Source organism: Ruminococcus flavefaciens ND2009 (genome assembly GCF_000621785.1).
Lineage (GTDB): Bacteria > Bacillota > Clostridia > Oscillospirales > Ruminococcaceae > Ruminococcus > Ruminococcus flavefaciens_C.
Genome location: NZ_JHXI01000007.1, coordinates 273,333 through 298,856, shown reverse-complemented (window position 1 = coordinate 298,856; position 25,524 = coordinate 273,333). Strand labels below are relative to the sequence as shown.

General features: G+C 48.6%; 22 protein-coding genes and 1 riboswitch. Of the genes, 14 read left to right on the top strand and 8 right to left on the bottom strand.

Translation table 11 applies throughout. The features are described from left to right. Window positions 1-34: 34 nt before the first annotated feature. From tgt to T488_RS0101400, 5 genes are all read right to left on the bottom strand, one after another. Complete coding sequence (gene tgt / locus T488_RS0101420) at window positions 35-1,165, bottom strand: tRNA guanosine(34) transglycosylase Tgt (protein WP_028519253.1); 1,131 nt, start codon at window positions 1,163-1,165, stop codon at window positions 35-37. Between the two features lie 62 nt (window positions 1,166-1,227). Further along, window positions 1,228-1,605 carry a PAS domain-containing protein gene (locus tag T488_RS0101415; RefSeq protein WP_028519252.1) on the bottom strand — a complete coding sequence of 126 codons (378 nt, stop codon included), beginning with the start codon at window positions 1,603-1,605 and terminating at the stop codon, window positions 1,228-1,230. Between the two features lie 15 nt (window positions 1,606-1,620). After that, window positions 1,621-2,004 carry a PAS domain-containing protein gene (locus T488_RS0101410; RefSeq protein ID WP_028519251.1) on the bottom strand — a complete coding sequence of 128 codons (384 nt, stop codon included), beginning with the start codon at window positions 2,002-2,004 and terminating at the stop codon, window positions 1,621-1,623. 30 nt (window positions 2,005-2,034) lie between these two features. Beyond that, window positions 2,035-3,072, bottom strand: coding sequence for a tRNA preQ1(34) S-adenosylmethionine ribosyltransferase-isomerase QueA (gene queA, locus T488_RS0101405; RefSeq protein WP_196243249.1), 1,038 nt, complete (start codon window positions 3,070-3,072; stop codon window positions 2,035-2,037). Continuing rightward, a complete protein-coding gene (locus tag T488_RS0101400; RefSeq protein WP_037296659.1) occupies window positions 3,069-3,764 on the bottom strand; it encodes a DNA alkylation repair protein in 696 nt (231 codons plus the stop codon). The genes queA and T488_RS0101400 overlap by 4 nt, the downstream gene beginning before the upstream one ends. Window positions 3,765-3,846: 82 nt before the next feature. Then, window positions 3,847-4,017, top strand: a riboswitch (Lysine riboswitch). Between the two features lie 101 nt (window positions 4,018-4,118). On the opposite strand from T488_RS0101400, the gene asd reads away from it, so the two are divergent. The 7 genes from asd (at window position 4,119) to T488_RS0101365 (ending at window position 8,984) form a co-directional block, all read left to right on the top strand. Further along, the gene (asd, locus tag T488_RS0101395; RefSeq protein WP_028519248.1) at window positions 4,119-5,198 is read left to right on the top strand and encodes an aspartate-semialdehyde dehydrogenase; all 1,080 of its coding nucleotides are present in this window, start codon (window positions 4,119-4,121) and stop codon (window positions 5,196-5,198) included. A gap of 53 nt (window positions 5,199-5,251) precedes the next feature. Further along, complete coding sequence (locus tag T488_RS0101390; RefSeq protein WP_028519247.1) at window positions 5,252-5,602, top strand: four helix bundle protein; 351 nt, start codon at window positions 5,252-5,254, stop codon at window positions 5,600-5,602. 54 nt (window positions 5,603-5,656) lie between these two features. Further along, on the top strand, window positions 5,657-6,547 hold the full coding sequence (dapA, locus tag T488_RS0101385; RefSeq protein ID WP_028519246.1) for a 4-hydroxy-tetrahydrodipicolinate synthase: 891 nt from the start codon (window positions 5,657-5,659) through the stop codon (window positions 6,545-6,547). A gap of 27 nt (window positions 6,548-6,574) precedes the next feature. Further along, a complete protein-coding gene (gene dapB, locus T488_RS0101380; RefSeq protein ID WP_028519245.1) occupies window positions 6,575-7,324 on the top strand; it encodes a 4-hydroxy-tetrahydrodipicolinate reductase in 750 nt (249 codons plus the stop codon). 83 nt (window positions 7,325-7,407) lie between these two features. Then, window positions 7,408-7,896, top strand: a complete 489-nt coding sequence (locus T488_RS0101375) for a hypothetical protein (RefSeq protein ID WP_028519244.1) — start codon at window positions 7,408-7,410, stop codon at window positions 7,894-7,896. A 117-nt stretch (window positions 7,897-8,013) separates the two neighbouring features. Further along, window positions 8,014-8,577, top strand: coding sequence for a GNAT family N-acetyltransferase (locus T488_RS0101370; RefSeq protein WP_028519243.1), 564 nt, complete (start codon window positions 8,014-8,016; stop codon window positions 8,575-8,577). A gap of 5 nt (window positions 8,578-8,582) precedes the next feature. Then, window positions 8,583-8,984, top strand: a complete 402-nt coding sequence (locus tag T488_RS0101365; protein ID WP_028519242.1) for a PaaI family thioesterase — start codon at window positions 8,583-8,585, stop codon at window positions 8,982-8,984. Window positions 8,985-9,173: 189 nt separating this feature from the next. On the opposite strand, the gene T488_RS0101360 is transcribed toward T488_RS0101365, so the two are convergent. Next, complete coding sequence (locus T488_RS0101360) at window positions 9,174-11,084, bottom strand: diguanylate cyclase (RefSeq protein WP_028519241.1); 1,911 nt, start codon at window positions 11,082-11,084, stop codon at window positions 9,174-9,176. Window positions 11,085-11,659: 575 nt separating this feature from the next. Here T488_RS0101360 and T488_RS0101355 point away from each other — a divergent pair. The 3 genes from T488_RS0101355 (at window position 11,660) to T488_RS0101345 (ending at window position 17,893) form a co-directional block, all read left to right on the top strand. Then, complete coding sequence (locus T488_RS0101355) at window positions 11,660-15,718, top strand: endo-1,4-beta-xylanase (protein WP_028519240.1); 4,059 nt, start codon at window positions 11,660-11,662, stop codon at window positions 15,716-15,718. A 206-nt stretch (window positions 15,719-15,924) separates the two neighbouring features. Next, window positions 15,925-16,398, top strand: a complete 474-nt coding sequence (locus T488_RS0101350; RefSeq protein ID WP_028519239.1) for an RNA polymerase sigma factor — start codon at window positions 15,925-15,927, stop codon at window positions 16,396-16,398. 1 nt (window position 16,399) lies between these two features. Then, window positions 16,400-17,893: a hypothetical protein gene (locus T488_RS0101345; protein ID WP_028519238.1), complete on the top strand. Its 1,494-nt coding sequence runs from the start codon at window positions 16,400-16,402 to the stop codon at window positions 17,891-17,893. Window positions 17,894-17,960: 67 nt separating this feature from the next. On the opposite strand, the gene T488_RS0101340 is transcribed toward T488_RS0101345, so the two are convergent. Continuing rightward, the gene (locus tag T488_RS0101340; RefSeq protein WP_028519237.1) at window positions 17,961-18,821 is read right to left on the bottom strand and encodes an AraC family transcriptional regulator; all 861 of its coding nucleotides are present in this window, start codon (window positions 18,819-18,821) and stop codon (window positions 17,961-17,963) included. 300 nt (window positions 18,822-19,121) lie between these two features. Beyond that, window positions 19,122-20,684, bottom strand: coding sequence for a flotillin family protein (locus T488_RS16665; RefSeq protein WP_082320397.1), 1,563 nt, complete (start codon window positions 20,682-20,684; stop codon window positions 19,122-19,124). 391 nt (window positions 20,685-21,075) lie between these two features. Between T488_RS16665 and T488_RS0101330 the strand changes: the two genes are divergently transcribed. The 4 genes from T488_RS0101330 to T488_RS0101315 all read left to right on the top strand — a co-directional run bounded on the left by T488_RS0101330 (window position 21,076) and on the right by T488_RS0101315 (window position 25,378). After that, entirely contained in the window at window positions 21,076-22,749 is a 1,674-nt protein-coding gene (locus tag T488_RS0101330; RefSeq protein WP_028519236.1) for a dockerin type I domain-containing protein, read from the top strand. A gap of 194 nt (window positions 22,750-22,943) precedes the next feature. Further along, window positions 22,944-23,429 carry an RNA polymerase sigma factor gene (locus tag T488_RS0101325; RefSeq protein ID WP_196243248.1) on the top strand — a complete coding sequence of 162 codons (486 nt, stop codon included), beginning with the start codon at window positions 22,944-22,946 and terminating at the stop codon, window positions 23,427-23,429. A 34-nt stretch (window positions 23,430-23,463) separates the two neighbouring features. Then, window positions 23,464-24,516 carry a DUF4367 domain-containing protein gene (locus tag T488_RS0101320; protein WP_037296656.1) on the top strand — a complete coding sequence of 351 codons (1,053 nt, stop codon included), beginning with the start codon at window positions 23,464-23,466 and terminating at the stop codon, window positions 24,514-24,516. A 10-nt stretch (window positions 24,517-24,526) separates the two neighbouring features. Continuing rightward, window positions 24,527-25,378 carry a hypothetical protein gene (locus tag T488_RS0101315; protein WP_028519233.1) on the top strand — a complete coding sequence of 284 codons (852 nt, stop codon included), beginning with the start codon at window positions 24,527-24,529 and terminating at the stop codon, window positions 25,376-25,378. Window positions 25,379-25,524: the final 146 nt, after the last annotated feature.

Sequence of the window (25,524 nt, the reverse complement as noted above, 5' to 3'; positions counted from 1 at the left end):
CAAACAGAAAAGTACTCATAAAAACTCCGTAAAATCATATTCTTGTCGCAAGAAGCTGCGAATATTTGCCGCGGAACTGCTCAAAGCGGTCCTCGTCGATGGCTTCTCTTATTTTTTCTGTAAGGGTATTGTAGAAATAGAGGTTGTGCTGCACCGCAAGCCTGCCTGCCAGCTGCTCATTCGCCTTGAAAAGGTGGCGGATATAGGCTCTGGTGAAGTTTTTGCAGGTGGGGCAGTCGCACTGCTCGTCCACGGGGCGGGGGTCGGTCTCATAGCACTTGTTGTTCAGGTGCATGATGCCGCTCCAGGTGAACACGGTAGCGTGACGGGCGTTTCGGCTGGGCATTACGCAGTCGAACATATCCACGCCTCTTGCCACGGCTTCGATAATATTTGAGGGAGTTCCCACGCCCATGAGGTAGCGGGGCTTCTCCACCGGCATATAGGGCTCAACAACGTCGATTATGCGGTACATCTCCTCTGTAGCCTCGCCAACTGCGAGACCGCCGATAGCATAGCCGTCAAGGTCCAGCTTTGCGATGTCCTCCATGTGCTTTATGCGGAGGTCATCGAAGGTAGAGCCCTGATTTATGCCGAAAAGGAGCTGCTGTTTGTTTATGGTTTCGGGAAGGCTGTTGAGCCTTGTCATCTCCTCCTTGCAGCGTATGAGCCAGCGTGTGGTGCGCTCGATAGAAGCAGCCACGTATTTGTAGGGCGAGGGATTTTCGATACATTCGTCAAACGCCATGGCAATGGTAGAGCCCAGATTTGACTGTATCTGCATACTCTCCTCGGGACCCATGAAGATGCGGTGACCGTCGATGTGGGAGGCGAAATATACGCCCTCCTCCTTTATCTTTCTCAGCTGAGCCAGCGAGAACACCTGAAATCCGCCGCTGTCTGTGAGTATGGGCTTATCCCAGTTCATGAACTTGTGGAGTCCGCCCATCTGCTTCACCACATGGTCTCCCGGACGGAGGTGCAGGTGGTAGGTATTGCACAGCTCCACCTGGGTCTTGAGCCCCTTCAGGTCAACTGATGAGATACCGCCCTTTATGGCGGCGGCAGTGCCCACATTCATGAAGCAGGGGGTCTGGAAGGTGCCGTGAACGGTCTCAAAGGTACCGCGGCGCGCCTTGTTATCGGTTTTAAGAAGTTTGAACATAGCTTCTCCTTTATATTTTTATTGCCCGTCTGTCTTTCGGCGCCTTCACCGGCGCTCCCTTGTCAGTCAAGGTCGAAGGGACGGCTCTGGTCGGGAGTCCTGCTCTCCTCACGGCCGTAGAAGCCGATGAGGTCTCCGCTGCTGTTCCTTATGGCGAGTATATACATATCCAGGTTCTTTTTGTTGTCATGGAAAGCAAAGACGCGGTTGTTGTTCTTGCTCTCCTTGAACCATTCCACGGACATACACACCATGCTCATGAGTTCTTCGTTCATGAAGGTCTCAAGTAGCTTGCCCTGCATTTCATGTCCCGATTTGTAGTAATCCATAGCGGCAGGGTTGAGGTAGATTATCCTGTAATCAATGTTGCAGATGACGATCGGTCCCTCCTCCGAATCGACGATCCCCTTAAAAAAGTCAGTAAGATCAAATTCTGTCATTGTTTTTCTCCTTAGTCAGTCAATAGTTGTATAGGGCTCTGCGGTGTCCAATATGCGGGATCTGTGTTTGCTGCAAAAGCCTATAAGCTCTCCGTTTTTGTCTCTCAGTGCGCACATATATATGTCCTTATCGGAGCGGTTGTCCTGAACTGCAAGAAGGCAGTTATGCTCTCTGTCCTCCTTGAACCACTCTATGACCATATCCACCTTGCTCTTAGCCTCCTCATCCATAAAGGCGATGAGAGATCTCCCCACAAGGCAGCTGCCGCCGTAGCTGTCATATTCGCTGGCTGCGGCAGGGTTCACATATACGATCCTGTAGTCAAGATCGCACATTACCAGCGGAAAATCCTCTGTCTCTGCGTAGCTGACGAAAAAATCGGAAATATCAGTATTCATTTGTTCCCCTCGTTCCTATATGATGCTTGCTCAGAGAATGCACATACTGTCGCCGAAGCTGAAGAAGCGGTAGCGCTCCCTGACTGCGGTCCTGTAGGCATTCATGGTATTATCGTATCCCATGAAGGCAGAGACAAGCATTATCAGTGTGCTTTCGGGAAGATGAAAGTTTGTGATAAGTCCGTCTATGCACTTGAATTCATAGGAAGGATAGATGAATATATCCGTGTACCCCTCATGCTCGGAAATATCCTTATAGAAGGTCGCCACACTTTCCAGTGTGCGGCAGGTGGTGGTGCCCACTGCGATGACTCTGCCGCCGCTGCGCTTGGTCTCGTTGATGAGATCGGCAGTCTCCTGCGGCAGGAAGTAATGTTCGCTGTGCATTTTGTGATCGAGGACGTTGTCCTCCTTTACGGGACGGAAGGTACCCAGTCCCACATGAAGGGTGACGAAGGCGGTCTTTATACCCCTTGACCGCAGATCGTCCAGCATTTCGGGAGTGAAGTGCAGACCTGCCGTGGGAGCCGCAGCGGAGCCCAGCTCCTTTGAGTAGACCGTCTGATAGCGCTCGCGGTTCTCCAGCTTCTCCTTTATATAAGGAGGAAGGGGCATCTGTCCCACGTCCTCAAGGGCGGTGAAGAAGTTGCCATCGCACCGGAACTGCACGATACGGTTGCCGTCGTCCTTTACCTCAACTACCTTTGCGGTGAGTCTTCCGCCGCCGAATGAGAACTCCGTTCCCACCTTGGCTTTCTTGCCGGGACGGCAGATTATCTCCCAGAGCTTGTCCCCCTTCTGCTCCAGAAGCAGGAATTCGATGAAGGTCCCGTTGGTTATCTTCTCGCCGTAGAGCCTTGCGGGGATAACACGGGAGTCGTTCATGACCAGCAGGTCACCTTCCTTCAGGTGGTCGCATAGATTATAGAAGTGGTCGTGGGTAATGGCTCCCGTAGCGCGGTCAACGCACATCATGCGTGAGGCGTTTCGCGGCTCAATGGGAGTCTGTGCGATGAGCTCCTCGGGAAGCTCATAATAGAAGTCGGATTTGAGAAGTTCCAATTTCATTCTCCTTTTATTCTCAGAGTACGGAGGTACTGCTTCTGCTCCCCGGTTATGCGGAAGCTCTCCACAGCCTTCTGTATCGTTTTATTGTGAGTCCATACATCAAGGCGCTTTTCCTCGATATAGGGAAGTACATCGGTATAGTTGGAGGCGAGGGCAGTGGCGAAGTACCAGGCTCTCACCATATTTATGTAGTATTCTCCGGAGCGCAGCTCTGCTGCCATATCAGCGTATTCCTTTTTGAAGCTGTCCCCAAGGAAGTGCTTCATGAGCATACAGATGCCGAATCTGACCGTATATGTGCGGTCGGAAGCTATCCAGCGGCGTATGCAGGGCAGCAGCTCATCACGGTGCTTTGCGAACACCTTGGGTGAGAACTGGTCACAGGTCGCCCAGTTGTCGATGTACGGCAGGAAAGCCTCGGTCTGCGCCAGGCATTTTGAAAAGTCCTTTTCATCGGCGATCATGAAGGCGTGGAGCTGGTTCTCCTCGAAGCTGCTATGGGGCAGAGCCGACAGAAAATCGCCTGTATCCTCACGTTTACGCAGCTCCTTAGCCAGCCTGCGCAGGTCGGGGGTGCGGACTCCCAGAAAGCGGCTTGCTTCCGGCTCGGGAATGATCTTTTTCTGGGATAAAGCGTATTTTTCGTCCCTCAGACCCGAAAGTGAAGCTTCAATATGGGTAAAAATGCTCATATGACACCTCTTTCTGTGAAAAATAATTTTTTGTAAAATCACGAAAAACTGTTGACAACGTATCTTTAAAGTGCTATTATGTAAACAAGGTAGAGGCGCGGCTGCGAAAAGTACCTGTTCACGGGACGACCCGTCCGATGGTGGACAGCGAAAGGCAATGCCGCCGAAGAGCTGTCTTTGGTAAATTCAGCTCTGGCTGTATGTCAAACAGGTATGCAGCTGTCATCGTGTGTGATGGAGAGCTATCGGCATATGTTCATTTAATATGTCAACATTTCTATTATAACGCATGATGAGCCGGTTTGCAACCGGTTTTTATTATTTTTTGTAAATTTTTATCAAGGAGAGGTCAATATGAAACAGTACAACGTAGGTATTATAGGCGCAACGGGTATGGTAGGACAGCGTTTCGCAACACTGCTGGAGAACCACCCCTGGTTCAATGTGAAGGTGCTTGCAGCTTCACCCAGAAGCGCAGGTCAGACTTATGAGCAGGCAGCAGGCAGCCGCTGGAAGATGGCAGTGCCCATGCCCGCAGCAATGAAGGATATGGTCCTCATGGACGCTACATCCGACATCGAGAAGATCGCAGGCATGGTGGATTTCTGCTTCTGCGCAGTTGATATGAAGAAGGACGAGATAAAGGCTCTGGAGGAGGCTTATGCCAAGGCAGAATGCCCCATCGTTTCCAATAACTCCGCACACAGATTTACTCCCGACGTTCCCATGGTAGTTCCGGAGATAAATCCCGACCACATCGAGATCATCAAGGCTCAGAGAGAGCGTCTCGGTACAAAGAGAGGCTTCATCGCAGTCAAGTCCAACTGCTCTATCCAGAGCTATGTTCCCGCACTCCACCCCCTGAGAAAGTTCGGTCTCAAGAACGTTCTGGCTTGTACTTATCAGGCTATCTCAGGCGCAGGCAAGAACTTCGAGACATGGCCCGAGATGGTGGATAACCTCATTCCCTACATCGGCGGCGAGGAGGAGAAGTCCGAGCAGGAGCCTCTGAAGGTATGGGGCGAGATCAAGGGTAATGAGATCGTAAAGGCAACAGCTCCCAACATCACAACACAGTGTCTTCGCGTTCCCGTATCTGACGGACACACAGCCGCTGTATTCGTAAGCTTTGAGAACAAGCCCTCCAAGGAGGAGATCCTCCAGCTCTGGAAGGACTTCAAGGGCGTTCCTCAGGAGCTTGAGCTCCCCAGCGCTCCCAAGCAGTTCATACACTACTTCGAGGAGGACGATCGTCCCCAGGCAAAGCTTGACAGAAACCTTGAGGGCGGTATGGCTGTATCAACAGGACGTCTCAGAGAGGATACACAGTATGATTACAAGTTCGTATGCCTCTCACACAATACACTGAGAGGTGCAGCAGGCGGCGGTGTCCTCCTTGCTGAACTCCTTGCTGCAAAAGGATACTTTGACTGATGCGTAGAGCCCCCGGATTAATGCATAATGCATAATTCATAATGCATAATTATATGGCTGGCGAAAATGTTATTGTTAGTAAAAGTAAAGCTTTTGCTCTCAGAATAATAAAAATGTATAAATATCTGACTTCTGAAAAGAAAGAGTATATACTGTCAAAACAGATACTCAGATGCGGTACGAGTATTGGCGCAAATGTAAAAGAAGCGATACGCGGACAGAGTAAAGCTGATTTTTATGCTAAAATGAGTATTGCATTAAAAGAAGCGAGTGAAACTGAGTATTGGTTAGAGCTTCTTAATGAAAGTGATTATATTGAAGAAAAGCATTTCCGAAGTATTTATCCGGAATGTCAGGAATTGATAAAAATTCTTACATCAATATGTAAAACTATAGATTCGTAATTTAATTATGCATTATGCATTATGAATTATGAATTGAACGAAAGGTTGAGTGTAATGAAGAACACTATTTTCACCGGCGCTGCTGTGGCTATCATCACGCCCATGAACGCCGACGGTTCTATAAACTATGACGAGCTGGGACGCATTATCGACGACCAGATCGAAAGAGGCACCGACGCCGTAGTTATCTGCGGCACCACAGGTGAGTCCGCAACTATGACAGACGACGAGCACCGCGACTGCATCAAGTTCGCAGTAAAGCACGTTGCAGGCAGAGTTCCTGTTATCGCAGGTGCGGGCAGCAACGATACACGCTATGCCGTAGAGCTCTCAAAGGAGGCTGAGGCAGCAGGCGCAGATGCTCTCCTCCACGTTACACCTTATTATAATAAGGCTACACAGAGAGGTCTCGTTGCTCACTTCACAGCTATCGCCGATGCCGTGAATATCCCCATTATCCTTTACAATGTTCCCAGCAGAACAGGCTGCGGCTTTGACGTGGCTACAGTAAAGGAGCTCTCAAAGCACAGAAACATCGCTGCTATCAAGGAAGCAAGCGGCAGCATAAGCTATGTTGCAAAGGTAATTGCTGAGTGCGGCGACGATATAGACGTATACAGCGGAAACGACGATATGGTAGTCCCCGTTATGTCACTGGGCGGAAAGGGCGTTATCTCAGTAGCTTCACACGTTATTCCCAAGGAGATGCACGATATGGTTCAGCTCTGCCTCGATAACAATTTCGCAGAGGCTATGAAGCTCCAGATCGAGAACCTGGACATCTGCAATGACCTGTTCTTAGAGGTCAACCCCATTCCCGTAAAGGAAGCAATGAATATGCTGGGCTGGAACGCAGGTCCATGTCGTCTGCCCCTGTGCGAGATGACAGACGAGCATAAGGCTAAGCTGAGAGCTACCCTTGCAAAGCACGGACTCATCAAGTAATCACCCACCGAAAAGGAAGTGTAAAACATGACTAATATAGCTATCTGCGGCGCTAACGGCAGAATGGGACACAATATCTTCAATTGTGCCGACGAGAGAGAGGACTGCACAGTAGTTGCAGGCATCGACCTCTATACCAAGCAGTATGCGGATTTCCCCATTGTGGAAACTCCCGCACAGCTCCCCGTCAAGCCCGATGTTATCATTGATTTCTCAAATCCTGCTTCACTGGACGGACTTCTTGACTACTGTCAGTCTACGGGAACTCCCATAGTTATCGGCGCTACAGGCTACTCCGAGGAGCAGACAGCGAAGATAAAGGCAGCTGCACAGCAGATACCCGTATTCTTTACATTCAATATGTCACTGGGCATAAACCTGCTGGTACAGCTGGCAAAGAAGGCAGCTGAGGTACTGGGGGACAGCTTTGACATCGAGATAGTTGAGAAGCACCACAACCAGAAGATAGATGCTCCCAGCGGAACCGCAATAATGCTGGCAGACGCAATAAATGAGACACTTGACAATTCAAAGCATTACGTTTACGACCGCCACTCACGCCGTCAGAAGCGTGAGAAGTCCGAGATAGGAATGCACTCGATTCGCGGCGGCACTATCGTAGGTGAGCACGACGTTATCTTTGCAGGCCATGATGAGGTCATAACCCTTTCCCACTCGGCAGCTTCAAAGGCTGTTTTCGCGGCGGGAGCTGTAAATGCAGCGGTATTCCTCAAGGATCAGCCTGCGGGACTTTATGATATGTCATTTTTAGTATAAGACGTGATCCCCCTCTTGAAGAAAGAGGGGGAAGCTTTTTACATCGCGGGTGAAAACAGATCATTTAAGTAAGGAGAAAAAAGATGAAAAAAAGGTTTCAGTTATTATTCGTTCCCATAATTGGCTGCACACTTCTTCTTGCAGGCTGTAATGATAAAAAGGACGAAAGTATCACAAAACACAAATACGAGATCGAAGAAGCAGTATCGGACGAAACATTCAGCAGCGTGATGGAAGGCGAGCTTACTCCTGTCGAGATAAAGTTCGGTGTTGGCGGAGAGGGCGGCTATGAGCAGTTTTCAACTACTGACGCAGAGATGATAAACGAGTATATCGAAGCATTCAGAGCAGTCAGGATAAAGAAGGTAATCACAGATAAAGAGGATATGTTCCTGGTAAATGACGGTATCGAGGACTATAGCTTTATCATGGATGACGGAACAAAGACCGGCTTCGGCACCGATCTGAGTACATACGTTATGGACAGAGAGAACAATAAACAATATGTTCTTGAAAACACAGACGAACTGAACAAACTCAATGATAAGATACGCGGCAGATCCGACAGTTGAGCGTCGGTAGTGAGAGCTGAGAGTTAATGTATTCGCTCGCATTATTTAAATAACATCGCCGAAGGCGACACCATATCTTTCAACTTCAACGATACACCTGATAAAGGGGAGATAAATATGCTTACACATATCGGTACACAGACAATAGAAACCGAGAGACTTATCCTCAGGCGGTTTGAATATTCTGACGACGAGGCTATGCTGAAGTACTGGGTCGCTGACGAAAAGGTGCAGTCCTTGTATTCAGAGCCCGTTTACTCCACCAAGGAGGCGGTAAAGGGGCTTCTGGACAAGTACATCGGCGGCTATGCCCGTGAGGACTATTACCGCTGGGCGGTCATCGAAAAAGAGTGCGGCGAGTGCATCGGACAGATAGCCTATTTCCTCGTTGACAGCAAGAACCACTTCGCTGAGATAGAGTACTGCATAGGCTCGCAGTTCCAGCGAAGGGGCTATGCCACCGAAGCAGCAAAGGCTGTAATAGCCTTCGGTTTTGACAGAATGAACCTGCACAAGGTGCAGATATGCTGCAAGACCATAAACGCTCCTTCCAGAAAGGTCATAGAGAAGTGCGGGCTCACATTCGAGGGCACTCTCAGGGACTATTTTTACATGGACGGTGAATATGTGGGCAGGCACTACTTCTCCATACTGCGCGAGGAGTACGAAAACAGGAGGTAATAAAAATGAACGATAACGAAACACTTGAAAGAGTACGGGAGACCTTCCGCGGAGACCGTTTCGCCACGGAAATGGGAGCAGTTATAGACGAGTTAGGTGACCATTATTCAAAGTGCAGCCTTGTCCTCAACGAGCACCACAGGAACGCCGTTGGCGGTATCATGGGCGGAGTTTACTTCACCCTTGCGGATTTTGCCTTTGCAGTCGCCTCTAACTGGCAGCAGGCAGGAGTAGTGGGGCTCAACTGCGACGCCTCGTTCATAGGAGTACCAAAGACGGAGCGCATAATCGCCGAGGCAAAGCTCATCAAGGACGGCAGGACCATATGCTGTTACAATGTTGACATAAGGGACGAGCTGGGCAATTCTGTTGCCGCTGTCCAGTGTGTAGGCTTCCGTAAGAGCTGATAACTCTCAGAATTTAACGGCTTTGCCGTTAAATTCTGAGTGAGTAGAGAGTAGCAAGTAGAGAGTAGTATTATTCAGTGTAGCGGCTTCTACTCACTACTTTCTACTTACTACTTACTCAAATCGGCATTGTCAATAAAAATAGCCATAGTACTTTCTTATCGGAAATACTATGGCTTTATTGTTTATTCAGACCTTTTCGGACTTTCTTGCCCGCTTTTTCTGCTTCTTTATCTCATACATCTTCTCGTCAGCCATTTTGATGATGCTGTAAAGCGTATCGCTGTCGCCGGCGGTAGTTATGATACTTCCGATACTTGCGGAAATAACGTAGGGCTTTTTCACCAGCTTGTTGATATTTTCAAGCTCGGTGTTGAACCTGTGCTCCAGTGCCTCTACAGCTCCCTGTGAAGCGTTGGTGCTGAAGATAACGAACTCGTCGCCGCCGAATCTTGCGCAGATACTGCCCCTTCCGCAGCAGTTGCTGATGATGTTGGCAAGGCGCTGTATAGCGAAATCGCCCTCATTGTGTCCGTAATTGTCGTTGATGAACTTCAGACCGTCCATATCTATGAAGCTGAGCAGCATTTCCTGCTTGTTAGCCACGCACTCCTTGAACATATCATCGGCGATATTGATGAAGCCGTTGCGGTTGTAGATATTGCAGAGGGGGTCGATGACATACAGGCGGTTGAGCTCGTCCATAGCCTTGTTGAGGTGGAAGAGCTTGCGGATATTCTCGATAGAGTTGCTCAGTGTCATGGTCAGGGTGTGACATAGCAGACTGTATATGGGAAAATCTCCGTTTGTGATTATGTAGTAGCCCAGACAGCGGTCACCGAAATGGAGGGGGAGGAAGTAGTTCACGCAGCTTCTCTCCTCGAAGCCCTCGGGGAACATATTGCTGCTGGGATAATAGCCTACACTTCTGCGCTCGCCCTTGTCCCAGATTATGGGCGCGGACATATAGCTCTTATAGGCGTCGGGCTCGGAGTCTATGGGAGCGGAGTTGAAGGCGTCCTGCCAGTCCTCGCTGAGACAGAGCTGGAATTTTTCACACTCAAGCTCACCGATAAGCCTTTCGATAACATCGAAGCACTCGGAAGCGGTCTCGGTCTCAGCCAGACCTGCTGTCAGGCGGTTGAGCATGAGTATATTGCTGTTGGTCACCTCGGTTTTTCTGTATGTGACTTTCTTATATGCGATGAGATCGTCATGTTCCTCGTTTCTGCATCCGCAGCTCTCACTGAAAATGGGAGTAGCCTCCAGAGATATGCTATGGGGCTGTTCTGTGCCGTTTATGACGTTGAGCAGCACCTCCGCAGCCTTGTATCCTGCCTTGTACAGAGGACGCTTCACCGAGGTGATGGCGGGACTGCAATTCCTTGCGCCGAATGTATTGTCGAAGCCTGTGACCATAACGTCGTCGGGGACCTTGTAGCCCAGCTTTTCAAGGGAGGACAATACCGTAAGAGCCATACTGTCATTTGCGCAGATGAATGCGTCGGGGAGTTCCTTTCCCGAAGAGGCAAAATCGTCCACAGCCAGCTTGCCGTCATAGCTTTTGAAGTCGCCGTAATAGATACGCTCCTCGTCGATAGTGAGCCCGTTATCCTCCATAGCGCTCCTGAAGGCGTCATATCTTGCCTTGCCCTCGGGGTTCGCGAGAGGACCGGAAACGAAGTTTATCACCTTTGCGCCGTGAAACTGTATGATATGGTTCACGAGCTTCTTCATGACGGTAAAGTTGTCGATGCTTATGTCATAGAATTCGGGGTATTCATGGCTCTCGAAAATGACAGTGGGGATATGGGCGTCCCTTACTCTTTCGAGTATGCGGGCGCGTATCTCCTTGTCACCGAAGGTATTGGTCATAAGAAGGACGCCGTCAAAGCGCGAATAGTCTATTAAATTGTAGATGCTTACTTCGCCGATGTCAAAGGTCCTGCTTCCGACCATTCCGCCGAAGGCAGCAAAATAAGACACATTTATGCTGTGCTCCAGTGCGAAACTGTTGATCCCGCGTATTGTGTTGTACTGATACTCTTCGTCGAGTCCCGAGACTACGACAGCGATGTTGATAATTCTTTCGGAATCCATATTATCCCCTCTTGTGAATGGAGTTATATACCTGATAATATTATACCACTTTTGCGTGAAAAATAAAGGATTCAGAGAAAATTTGTAGAAAGTAACATTATAATTCGCAGGGCTTTGTGCAAAAATACGGAAAAAATATACCTATAGTTGTTTTTGAGGAATATTTAAACGGGATCACTGTTGCCGCTTATTTGAGTTGAACATTTAGCAAGTTCATAATAATATAATGGTAAAAGCGTCCTTTCACCGCAAAAATCGGGCTGTCAGGAACTGCACGAAAGTGCAAGCTCACCCATCATTTTGTGCTGCTGAAATAACGGGAAATCAACGCATCACCGTGATTTGTATAAAAAAACGCAACAAATGAGAGCTAAAATGTACAAAAAGAGCAAAAAATGAGCAAGCCCAAAAATTGTTAGCAACATTTGACTTGAATAGTTCACAGAAATGTAATAAAATTAAGACAGAAGCTGAGGAAAAGGAGGGACACAGAAGCAGATCTTGTGCTTTTGCGCTTTTTCTTAGTGTCACGAAGAAAACATATATCACGAAATGAAAGTGAGGAATGATTAAACATGAAATTCAGAGGTGTTAAAAGAGCTGCACTCGGATTAGTAGCCAGCATCGTATGCGTTTCATCTGTACCTTTTGCAGGTCTGACAACCAGCGCAGCCGGTGAGACCTACAGACTTAACGGTGCAGGACAGCACAAGGGCACAGGCCCCGACGGCTACAGCTATGAGATCTGGGCTGCAGATACAAGTCAGCCTTCATCAATGACACTCGGCAGCGGCGAGGGTACATTCTCAACAGAGTGGAACTGCGCAGGACCTAACGGAAACTTCCTGGCTCGTCGCGGTAAGGATATGGGAAGCACAAAGAAGTTCCAGTCATACAACGGAATCACTTGTGACTTCGACGTAAGCTGGTCAGCAGGTTCTTCAGGTAACTCACGTATCTGTATCTACGGCTGGACTCAGAATCCTCTCGTAGAGTACTACATCGTTGAGGACTGGAAGAACTGGTGTCCTCCTAACGGATCACCCGGAGCAGGCAGCCCCTTAGGCACAGTAAGCCTCGACGGAGCTAACTACTACATCTATAAGGAGAACCGTAACTCCTATACTATCGAGGGTAACAAGCCCTTCGTACAGTACTTCAGTGTCCGCAGCAGCGGAAGAACAAAGGGTACCATCAGTGTTTCCAAGCACTTCGAGGCTTGGGAGAACAAGGGTCTCCAGATGGGTAATATGTACGAGGTTGCTTTCAACGTAGAAGGTTGGGAGAGCAGCGGTAGGGCTACAGTTAACAAGAACACCATCACATTCGGCAACGGCGGTGGCGGCGGCGGTTCAACAGGAACCACAACACCCACTACACCTACAGTACAGCCCGATGCTAACGGAAATTACTTCCAGAGCACATTCGAGAGCGGCGTAGACAGCTGGACAGGAAGAGGCGACGCTAAGGTTGCTGCAACTTCCGAGGTAAGCTACAGCGGTTCAAAGGCTCTCGCAGTTACAAACAGATCACAGGAGTGGAACGGCGCAGCTATCGAGCTCGATTCAGCAGCATTCGTTCCCGGTGAGACATACAGCTTCAGCGTAGGCGTACTCCAGAAGTCCGGTAAGACAGTTCCTATGCAGCTTTCACTCCAGCAGGGTGACGGCGACAGCGCTTCATACACAGCTATCGCTACAGAAGATGTTAAGAGCGGCGAGTGGACAAAGCTTGAGAATACCTCATTCAAGATCCCCTCAAATTCCGGTACAATGATACTTTATGTTGAGACTCCCCAGGATTCCGGCGAGCTCACAGATTTCTATATTGACGTTGCTCAGGGCTCTAAGTCAGGAACAAAGTCAACAGTAGTTACAGGTCAGGGCACAGTTGGTTCAACAGGTTCTACCGGTTCAACTGGTTCCACAGGCTCTACAGGTTCTACCGGCTCAACAGGTTCCACCGGTTCAACAACTGTTAGCGGCGGTTCAGGTCACCAGAACCTCAACTACACATATACAAAGGGCGGCGACGGCTTCAAGGATCACGCTGGTAAGCACTTCAGACTCGGTACTTCCGTAAGTGACAGCGAGATCGGTACATCACAGGGTCAGAGCTTCATTCTCAAGAACTTCAACTCAGTTACTTGTGAGAACGAGATGAAGCCCAGCGAGATCGTTACGGGTGTTAGTGGCGATAACGTAAACATCAGCCTCTCGAAGGCAAGCCGCATTCTTAGCTTCGCTGAGAAGAACGGCATCGGCGTTCGCGGCCATACCTTCGTATGGTACAGCCAGACTCCTAACTCACTGTTCCAGGAGAACGGCAGAGACGTTTCCAAGGACAGAATGAACAAGCGTCTTGAGAGCATGATCAAGAATACATTCAGTGCTATCAAGAGCCAGTATCCTAACCTTAAGCTCCATTCTTACGACGTTTGTAACGAGCTCTTCGTTCAGGACGGCGGTTCGATGAGACCCGGAAGCAACTCAGGCTGGACAAGAGTTTACGGCGATAACAATTCTGAGTTCGTTATCAACGCATTCAAGTATGCAAGACAGTATGCTCCTAAGGATTGTAAGCTCTATCTGAACGACTTCAATGAGTACATTGAGCCTAAGACAACTGATCTTTACAACATGGCTAAGAAGGTTATGGCAGAGGGCGACTATATCGACGGTATCGGTATGCAGTCACACCTTGCTGATAACTATCCTACTGCAAGCCAGTACGAGACAGCACTCAAGAAGTTTGAGAGCCTCGGTCTCGACGTTCAGGTAACTGAGCTCGATATCACAAACAAGACAGGCAACAATGGTAAGCTCTATAAGGAGATCTTCCAGATACTTGCTAACCACTCCAAGAACATCTCATGCGTAACCCTCTGGGGTACAACAGATGAGAGAAGCTGGAGAAAGAATGAAAACGGTGGTTCACCGCTTCCGTTCAGCAACTATCAGCCTAAGTCATTCTACAATGATATAATTTCTGTTCTGGATAACACACCCGGTTCAAAGGGCGATAATCCCGGTCAGACAACTCCTCCCACAACTACAACTACAACAACAGCACCTTATGTTCCGCCTACAACAACAACTTCCATCATCACAATCGATGAGAAGGCAGAGCTGGACAAGAAGGTTTCCAAGTGGGGCGACGCTAACGAGGATAAGGGCGTAGATCTTTCAGATGCTATCTTCATCATGCAGGCTCTCGCTAACCCCGATAAGTATAAGCTCAGCTCACAGGGCAGACTCAACGGTGACGTTTACGATGCCGGTGAGGGTATCACAACTAACGATGCTCTTGCTATCCAGAAGAAGCTCCTCGGACTTATCTCTACACTTCCCGAGAGCTACTCAAGCAAGCTCAAGACAACTACACAGATCGTTACACAGGCTCCTGTTCAGCAGCCCTCTGTTGTAACAACAGTAACTAATCCTCCTGCTTCAAGCTCAAGCGGAAATGGTTCTATAAACGATAACTTCGATTCAGGCGCAGGCAACTGGGCTGGAAGAAGTGCAACAGCTGCTCCCACATCTGACGCTTACTACGGTTCATCCGGTAAGGCTCTTGAAGTATCAGGCAGATCACAGGAGTGGAACGGTGCAGCTATCGACCTTGGATCAGAATTCAAGGTTGGCGATACTTACAGCATCAGCCTGGCTGCTCTTCAGGTAGCTAAGGACTCAGCTACAATCCAGATCTCTCTCCAGCAGGGCGAAGGCGACAGTGCTTCATACACATCTATCGCTAAGGCAGAATGCAAGAAGGGCGTTTGGACAAAGATCGAGAATACTTCATTCACCATTCCTTCTAACTCAGGCTCAATGATCCTTTACGTTGAGACAGTTCAGGATTCCGGTGATACAATGGATTTCTACATCGACAACGTACTCGTTGCTAAGGAAGGCACAAAGTCTTCTGTAACAACAGGCGGCCAGGGTAAGGTACCCGAGGCTAAGCAGCAGACAGTAACACCCGGTCAGGGTACAGGCGTACAGGCTGGCAAGAAGCTCTGCGCTATCTCATTCGATGACGGTGCATCAGCTACAAGCACATCTGATCCTGGTTACAGAATCATCAATGCTCTTGCTCAGAACGGCATGACAGCTACATTCTTCAATGTAGGCAGCTGGATCAAGACAGAGCAGCAGATCAAGTATGAGTATCAGAAGGGCATGGAAGTTGCTAACCACACTCAGACACATCCTCACATCGGACAGCTCTCAGCAGATCAGTGCTACTCAGAGTGGTCACAGTGTAATGCTAAGCTCAAGGGAATCATCGGCACAGAGCCTTCTCACCTCATGAGACTTCCTTTCCTTGAGGATAGCGCAAACGTAAGAGCTGGTCTTAAGGACGTTCCCCTTATCAGCTGCGACATCGATACAGCTGACTGGAACAACGCTTCTAAGGATCAGATCGTTCAGACAATCAAGAACGCTGCAAATAATGGTTCACTCGAGGGTGCTATCGTTCTTTGCCACGAGAATTACGCTACAACAGCTGCAGCTATGGAAGAAGTTCTTCCTTGGCTCGCTCAGAACGGCTATCAGAATGTAAACATCTCTGATATGGCAGCTGCAAAGGGCAAGACCCTCCAGGGCGGCGTAGTTTACAAGCGCGTTTGATAAGTAATAATTCTTATCAGAGTTTTCAAAGTGCCGATCATTTCGGTGGTCGGCACACTAATTAAGATTTCTCCAAATTTTAATATCCCCTGAAAGGCAGTCGGTGCAAATCGGCTGTCTTTTCATTTTTTCAGAAAAATGCTATAATATTATGTGACTTTTTGTATTTCCCCAAACGTGTATATAGTGAAAGGAGCTGATGAACAATGCAGAAATGCGGCTGCGCTCGCGAGGCGGTCGAGAAATACGGCGATATGCTGTACAGGATAAGCTTGCTTATACTGAAAAATACTGCCGATGCCGAGGACGCTGTGCAGGAGACCTTCATAAAATACTTCACGAAGGCACCTGAGTTCGCAGACGGCGAGCACGAAAAGGCATGGCTCATCACTGTTGCCACCAACAAATGCCGTGATATGATCAGATACCGTACCAGACACGAGACCGAGAGCGAGGAGCTTCTCAATACCTATGCCGTGGAGAAAAGTGACAGCGGTATACTTGAGGCTCTAATGGAGCTCTCTGACAAATACAGGATAATAATGGTGCTTTTTTACGTTGAGCAGTATAAGATCGACGAGATCGCGGATATAACAGGAGTAAGCGTTTCGGCAGTCAAAATGCGCCTGTCAAGGGGCAGGAAACTGCTGGAGGAAAAATACAGAAAGGAGTATATGTAGTATGGATAAAAAGCTCAGAAATGCGGCTGAAAAGATAACAATGCCCGAGGATATGAAAGAGCGTATCATAAAAGCCTGCGAAAACATAGACAAAACGAACATAGAGCATACCGACAACGACGGCTATACCGAAGTCGCAAGCGGTACCGAGCGTATAAGCAGAAAGAACAACATTATCCGCATAGTAAGCGCCGCTGCAGCCTGTGCCGTGCTTGCCGCGGGTATAGGAACTACTGGAGTTCTTCTCCATAAGAATCACAGAAGCCAGTTGGCGGGGAGTGAAGACGTTGATGTGAATGAGCAGGTGATCAGTCCCTTCGGAGACTTTAAATCGCTGGATTACACATTTGACGCAAATGATGGGGAATACGGTTACTACTCAGACGAAACCTACGCTAAATTGTCAGAATTTCTGAATGGATTCAGCTGGGGAGAAGAATATGAGAATACCGAAGGAAGAAAGATCGTACAGGATTCACCGGATAAATACTGCACTCTGTACTGGTTCACAGACGATGCCAATTGTTCTGTATGGATATCAAATGACGGCTTTGTCAACTATGTAAAATATGTTCTGCCTGATGTTTCCGAACCGCCACTATCGGAACCATTGGAACCGGCTGAAAGCAAGTACTATATGATAGACATTGAAGCCTTTGATAAGAGCGTACAGGAGATACTCGCTCAGGAAGAGGAGATTGAAGCAGAGAAGGAAGCTGAAGTATCACCCTTCGGCGATTTTACAGCCTTTGACTTTGAACTTCAGAACGGCACCGTGATGGTTAATAAGAACAACGAAAGGGCATACGATCTGGTAGCCGATATGCTCAACAGATGGGATTGGGGCGAGGAAACAGAACCACAGCCCGGCAGAGAGGATCCCTTTGCAGTAACTGACTCGGAATACGAGATCTCATGGGAGATAGACCACGAAATATACTGGCTCAAGATCGCGGAAGACGGATATGTCATCTATTCGGGCGACAGATACGATGAGGATTATCTGAATTCCGAGGAGATATGCAGAAAGTACTATAATATAGATATACATTCATTTGATGAAGGTATCTTTGAATGTATTTCCGAGGCTGAATATATTACACCGGAAGAAATAGATGACCTCAAGAGCGGTGAACTCATTTCTGCGGAGTTGTATGATATAAGCGAAGACAAAAACGAAAACATTACGCCCACTTCAGAGGGAGACAAGGAATATGTTGAGGAATTCCTTCCCAGTATGTTCATTGGTATGCTGAAGGATAATATTATCCCTGAGAGCCAGGAGGATCTGAGATATTCCGTTGTCCTGATGTACAAGGATAATGACAAGACCATCAGAAGGACATACTATGTTCACGAAAACGGCTGTGTAGTGCTGTACGAATATGAAGTGACTCCTGCGGGTGAGGAGCCGATAACAACCGCAAGCTACTCTGTGGACTTCAATGATTTTGAGCTTTGCCTTGGAAAATTCGGCGTAAATATTGAGAATTAAGACATAAAAAAGAACAAACGAAAGATAAAATAAAAAGACCGCACATCATAAGATGTGCGGTCTGATTTTATCTCAGTGAATACAGCTTCTTGAAGTCTGTTGGAGTGCAGTGCTTGATTTCCTTGAAGATACGGTTGAATGTGGTAAGGCTCTTGAAGCCCGAGCGCATTGCCACTTCCGTAATGGGAATGCTTGGGTCAAGGAGGAGAAGCTCCGCCGCCTTGGTACGTCTTGCGTTTATGTACTGGAGATAGGACATAGCGTTATACTGCTTGAATATACGGGAGAAATGGTACTTGCTGTAGCCTGCAACGTCGGCAAGCTGCTCAAGAGTAATATCGTACATATAGTTATTGTCGATATACTTGAGAACGGTACCGAACTTTTCGCTGTACTCGTCTATCTTCTCGTCATCACAGTCCATAACGATCTTCTGCTGCTCCAGCTGATACTCGCGGAGAGCCATGAACAGCTCGATGACCTTGACGTAGATCTTTACGTCGGCAAGCTCCGACTTTGAGTTATAGAGAGAAAGAATATCCAGCATGGTCTTTTTCGCCAGAACGTGGAGCTCCTTATCCATATCCGCATTGATGAGGACAGCCGAATTCAGTGAACGCATAACAGGTTCGAGGGCAGAGATCTCGCCAAGGATACTGTTATCGCACTGGAAGATTATACGTCTTCCGGGAATAGCAGGCATACTGTGAAGCTCGCCCGGGGGAACGATGAGAACATCGTTTTCGGGAATAATATAGTCGATGCCGTTCACAGTGACCGTATATTCATTTTTCAGCGGCATAAGGAGTTCAACGGCGTTATGCCAGTGAACAGGATAAGCCTCATTCTCGTTGTTGTCGTAGAGCATGGCATATTTTTGGGTGTCATACTCAACGGTCTCGAAGTCGCCCGAGAGATGTTTTATCATTTTAATACCCCCCCTCTGATCTGCACTAACAGAGGTCGTGACCAAATATTGCTGTCATTTGGTTCTGTTTCAACTTAATTACTAATATCATTATAATCTATATGATGTATTTTGTAAATGGTTTTTGCACAACTTTGTGAAAACTATACAAATGGACTGACCAATTTTTGCGCAAAATGAATTGCGGTCAATCGCAAAAAACAGGCATTCTTTACAGACTTATTACAGCGGTGCAACAGGGAAGTGACAAAAAGCTCCCCTGACGACCGCATATCGTCAGGGGAGCCTGTGGTAAAAATATTAGTCGGGAATGTTGTCGCTGTCGTAGAAGAAGCTTCCGTTGTCATCGGGAAGAGTTGACTCCTTTAAAGTCTCAGCTTCCTCAGCAGGAGCAGCCTCAACAGCAGGGGCAGCCTCAACAGCAGGGGCAGCAGCTCTGGGAGCTGCCATCTTGCCGCCTAAGAAGCCTGCAAGAAGCGATCTGATGTCAACGCCTGTAGCCTCGGTGAGACCGTCGGTGATCTTTGTGGTCGAGCCGATGATGTCACCAACAAGCTTGCTGGAGTTGCCTTCGCCGTACATAGTGATCTTGTCTACCTGAGCAAGAGGAGTAGCGGCGTTCTTTACGACCTCGGGGAGAGCCTTGAAGTACATTTCGAGAACAGCAGCCTCGCCGTACTTCTTCATAGCCTCAGCCTTAGCGTTGATACCCTCAGCCTCAGCAAGGCCCTTAGCGCGGATAGCGTCCGCCTCAGCCTTACCTACAGCAGCGATACCCTCAGCCTCCTGCATCTTAGCGAACTTCTGAGCTTCAGCCTCAGCCTTCTGAGCCTCAGCCTCCTGCTCACGCTGGAAACGATCGGCTTCAGCCTCTTTCTTGAGCTGATAGAGCTTAGCGTCGGCTTCCTGCTGAGCCTTATAGCGGTCAGCCTCAGCCTTTTTCTTGATCTGAGCTTCGAGAGCCTTTTCTGTAACCTCTGCCTCACGAGCCTTCAGCTCAACGTCCTTTTCGGAAGCGGCGATGTTAGCGTTAGCCTTTGATACCTCAATGGTCTTACGCTGATTTTCGCGCTGGATCTCGTAAGCAGCGTCTGCGATAGCCAGCTGTGTGTCGGCTTCCTTTTTGAGTTCAGCCTGACGGATAGCCAGCTCGTTGTTTTTCTGAGCGATCTCGGTCTCAGCCAGGATCTTAGCGTCGTTGGCTTCTTTCTTAGCCTGAGCCTTGGCGATCTCGATCTCCTTTTCGGACTCAGCCCTTGCGATAGCAGCCTTTTTCTGGATCTTGGTTGTGTTGTCGATACCGAGATTTTCGATCAGGTTCTGATCGTCGGTGAAGTTCTGAACGTTGAAGGAAACGATCTCAAGACCCATTCTGTTCAGGTCGGGAGCAGCGTTTTCCTGTACCTTCTCAGCGAATGCCTTACGGTCATTGACCATAGCCTCAAGTGACATCTGACCAACGATCTCACGCATATTACCTTCGAGGACCTCTCTTGCGACCTTAGCCACATAAGCTGTGTCCTTGTTGAGGAAGTTCTCGGCGCCCAGCTTTATGAGCTGGGGATCACTGCTGACCTTAACGTTAACGTTGGCGTCAACATTGATATTGATGTAGTCTGCGGTAGGAACAGCGCTTGAAGTCTTTACGTCTACAGCGATGAGCTGGAGCTTCAGCTTATCCACACGCTCAAAGAAGGGAATGCGGATACTTGCCTTACCGATGATTATTTTTCTCCTGAGACCCGAGATGATGTACGCGGTGTCCGGGGGAGCCTTGATATAGCCTGTGATGATTATAAGGAGAAGTAAGATAACTCCTATTGCGATCGGGATAACGAGACCCCAGTTGATGTTGTCAAGCATATAAACCTCCATATCATATAAGCGGCGCTTATGCGGAGCGCCAATAGTTTTACGGCAGACCTGTTTCTGCCGTATGACAGTATTATACATCAATTTCCGCTCTTTGTCAATATGCGACAAAATAATTACGGAGCGTATATCACAAAATATGAAATTGTGCAGAATATACAGAAGAATTTATTGCAAAAATAAGTTCATATGAACCTTTTGTACAGCTCTAAGAACCTAAGCCGCTCCCCTGTGTATTTATCATAGCTCCGGGACGGTTTCAACTGCGGCTTTGTTCACAGAAAATTTACAATCTTCTCCGCACATACAAAATGCCTCCTCCGTTATTATAGCAGAGCTTCTGATAATATAGAGAAGTTTCTAAGTATAAGGGGGTATCTTTATGAAAAAAAGGTATATATCATTACTGTCGGCGGTCTGTCTTTCTCTTTTCCCGTTTTCAACTGCCTATGCGGAGGGTGACGGCGGGCCCGACCCTATCTATGAAGCGGTAAAGCAGTTCGGCTCAGAGACGGACTATCTTACCTATGTCAATTACAGCAGCCTTGTCAAGGCGGAAAAAGATTCAAACAAAGCATATGCGGATTTCCTTGACCGCTGCTCGGATTCGGAGCTTTTTGAGGAGCCTGCCAAAAAGTATACCGATACCATGTTCGCGGGCAGGTGCCTGGGCATATCTCTTTTGGAGATAATGGCGCATAACGGCTTGATACGTCCCTCGGACATACAGGAGGGAGCTGTGAATATGACGGATATTGAGCTTGACGATACAGCCAGGTATTATACGGATTATTATCAGTCGGTACAGCTCCACAGGGACTTTGACCTTTATTTTAAATGGTATATGAGCCGCTACGGCAGAGCCGAAAGAGTGGAAAAGCTGCTTGAAACTGCGGAAAAGGCGGCGGAGGATAAAAAGTATTTCCTCATTATGATAAGATCGGGCAATTTCATGCACGCAGTGGCAGGTATCGGAGTTCTGGAGGGCGACTGGGAATTTGAGGGAAAGCATTATGATAAATGTATACCCACATTTGATTCCAACGTGGTGAAGCAGCAGTATATCCCCGAGAAAATGGTCTGCTGGGGCTTCAACAAGCACTCTTCCTTATATGTGAACACCGATACCCTTGAGATATATTCTCCCTCCTATTCCGAGTACCTCGGCGGAGAGTTTGAGGTGTTCAGCAGCGATGATGAAGCCTTGCTTTACAGCAAAAGCCTTTTCCCCGCGGATACCGATACAGGCAGCCTTTCAGATGAGCTGTGCGAGATAGATATTGACAGCAGCAGTGCCTGTTCCATAAATGCGCTGAGAGCAGACGGCAGCAGCTATACCGCTGATAAGGCGGACTATCCCACCTTTGCGGCTGCAAAGGGAACTGCATATTACCTTGACGGTGAGCGGTTCCGTGTGGATACAGAGGAGAGCGGAGAGCTGTATGTGAGATACGCTGACCTGAGAAAGACCGTTATTTCCGAGACAAGCGGCAGTGTCAGCAGTATCACCAACAGACCCGGCGGAACGGAAATAGACGGAGAGGATTTCGGCTATGATATGATGCTGCTGCTTAATGAGGGAAGCTACACCTTCGCGCCCCATTACCGCTGGAATATCAGAGGCGAGGCAAAGGAGAGGATACAGGTCACTCAGGGAGAGAAGGGGATGATCCTCGGCGGAGACAGCGGTGTAAAATGCACCCTTTCAGTGTATGACTCGGTCTTCGATGACAAGTTCAAGGATAAGGAGAGCGCTTCAAAGGTCAATGTTTTTGCGGCAAAAAGCGTTATGGCAGTCTGCGATGACAAGACGGGAGAGATCCGCTTTCTGACAGGCGAAGACTACGCCCTTCCTGTTGAAGCAGGTGACGTGAACTGCGACGAAAGGCTCAATGCCTCGGACGCTTCATATGTGCTGGCTGATTACGCCGAAACAGCGGTGGGCAGGGAGGCTTTCCTGAACAGGAAGCTTGCCGACTATAACGGTGACGGCTACGTAAACGCGGTGGACGCCTCACAGATACTTGCAGCCTATGCCGATAACTCCGTCAGCTGACATTAAGGGGCATTGTTCTTTTATAATTGACAAATATCCCTCAAGGTGATAAAATAAAATATGCTTGGAAACTGCGGCAATAATACCCAAATTAGTGCCGCAGTTTTTGTGCAGGCGTACAAAGATCAGGCTTCTTGAGAAAAAGTAGGCGCTTTTGCGACATTTATATTACAGAAGCTTATCGACGGAAGGATGTGAGACTGTTGATAGAGCCCGAACATTGCACGCTGATAATCGAAAAGTACTATAGTGAGATATTCAGCTACTGCTACGCTAAGCTCGGCTACAGTCATCACTCCGCAGAGGACTGCACACAGGAGGTCTTCGTGGTGTTCTTCTCAAAGCATGAGAAGCTTGACGAGACCGATAACATAAGACTGTGGCTGTACCGTGCGGCAGACAACGTCATAAAGGCGTTCCTGCGAAAGGCTCCGCCCCCTGCCGTAAGCCTTGAGGAGAGCCCAGAGGCTATGAATATCGCCGACAGCGGCGGTTTTACGGAGAGCGGAGACAGTCCGCTGGACCTGCTGTCACCCGAGGAGAGACAGCTCCTCGAACTGTACTATAACAGCGATTACGGACAACGAAACGAAGCTGCTAAGCGGCTGGGACTATCCCTGCCCGCACTTTACAGAAAAATACACAAGCTGAAAAAGAAGCTTCGTGCCGCTGAAAAGTGAGGCGGACGTTATCATGAACAAGGAGTGGTTTAATTTGAAGGATATTTCTATCACCGATAAGCTTTCGGATAAGAATATGCTATATGATCTGCAGCGGCTTCTCAGTGAGGAGCTCGCAAAGCCTCTGGAGGAGCGTGATCTTGATGCCGTTAAGGAGATCACCGACGCTATGGTCGGTATTAATGACGAAGAAATTCCGAAGCCGGTTCAGGCAGATGCAGTTCTGGCGGAAGTCAGAGCAAGAAAGAGACGCAGCCGCATCGTGCAGCTCCGCAAATGGGCAGCAGTCCTCAGCGCCTGCTTCGCAGTCTGCATCGCACTCAACTTCTACACCATCAGGACCTACGGCTCAAACGTCGTCGAAACAGTGATCAGGGCAGCAAAGTCAGGCTTCAGCATCGACCTGAAGGATATAGATGATATGGAGCAGCCCCCTGCCGTTCCCGGAGCAGCTGATACTACTACCACCACAACAACTACAGATCCGTATCATCCCGCATCCACTACTTCAGCCGGAGCTCTGGTGACAGGACCTGTGGAAAGCACTTCAGTGCCTATGTTCGCTACTACCACCACAACAGCAGGAATGCATCAGCCCGCTACTACCACATCAAATACGCCCGCAGGCAATTTCCCTGAGGGCTGTAATGCAGCAGCAGGACCTGTTGCCGTTCAGCTTCTTGAAAAGGCAGAGCAGAGCGGTATAAATACAGGCTATCCTCAGTATCTCCCCGATTATCTGTCGGGACTGAAGCTTACGGAGAGCAGCTCGGAGCACATGAAGGACTCCGCCGATCTCTACCTGACCTTCTCCGACGGCAGCAGCAGTCTGGACATCATCGTTGAGGAATACAGATCACAGGACGATATGCCCGAGGTAATGGTGCCCAGCGAAAATTTTGAATACGATGTCATCAACAGCGGCTATGCAAAGGGCTTCCTTATACGTGAGGACAGCGGCAGTACGGCACTGTTCGTAAGCGGAAACATCGTCTACACCCTCCACAGCAGCGATATTGATCCTGACGAGCTTATGGCGATAGCCGAGAGCTTTGTGGCTTATCCCTCGGGATCATCAGAGAAGTGAGGGCAGCGGCATGAAAATAAAATACATCACAGCTGCCTTTCTTGGAATACTTCTTCTGAATTCACCTGCACAGATGACTGTCAATGCAGTGGATAACAGTTCTTATGAACAGTACGAAAGAGCAATAGGACTTATAGAAAAGTGCTCACTTAGGTGTACATCTCCTGAGAGAGGAGCAATTGAGATAACAGCAAAAACACAGGTCTCGGGTAAACTCAGCGAGGTCGGCTTCAGAAATGTAGTTATACAGTACAGCAGCGACGGAAACAACTGGAGCGACGAGGTAGATCTGGGAGACCTTACAAAGAACAACGCAAGGTATTACAGCCTTGACGGGCGCAGGGTCCAGGTAAAGGGCGACGGCTTCTACAGAGTATCCGTGGTCCACTACGCCGATGAGGGAGGTTCCTCCGGCAGGATACAGACAGCGGTACAGGTTTCGCCTTCTGTATGGGTAACTGCAAAGCCCGTGACCACCACATCAACGACTACCACCACAACTACGACAACCACCTCAACTACAAAGAGGATCACCACTACCGTCACGACTACGGGAAGAAAGAACAGCTCAACAACTGCTGCCACAACTCCGCAGAGGAGAACAAGCTCCACCACGAAGGCTGCGGCAAATTCTTCCGTTGATTCATCGGGCAGCACAAGGACCGCAGCTGCAAACGGCGGTTCGGGAACGGCTGCAAAGACCACAACAAAGCCTTCGCAGACCACAACAACTACCACCGCAGCAAAGGAGAGCAGCTCACCAAAGACGGGCAGCAGCTCCCCTGTAATGGAGTTCACAGCTCTTTGCAGCGCAGGTGCAGTGGCACTCTTCCTTCACAGCAAAAGACCCAAGCGGAGCTGATTCCGTTTTATAAATGCACTTATGGATCACCAAGGGGGACAGATCAGAACACAAGGCAGTAAGCAGAACAACAATGCTGCGGCTGTTAAAATGACTGCGGCTCCGCAAAGCCTATCTGCACGGGCAGCGCAGAGAACGGGTCAGGA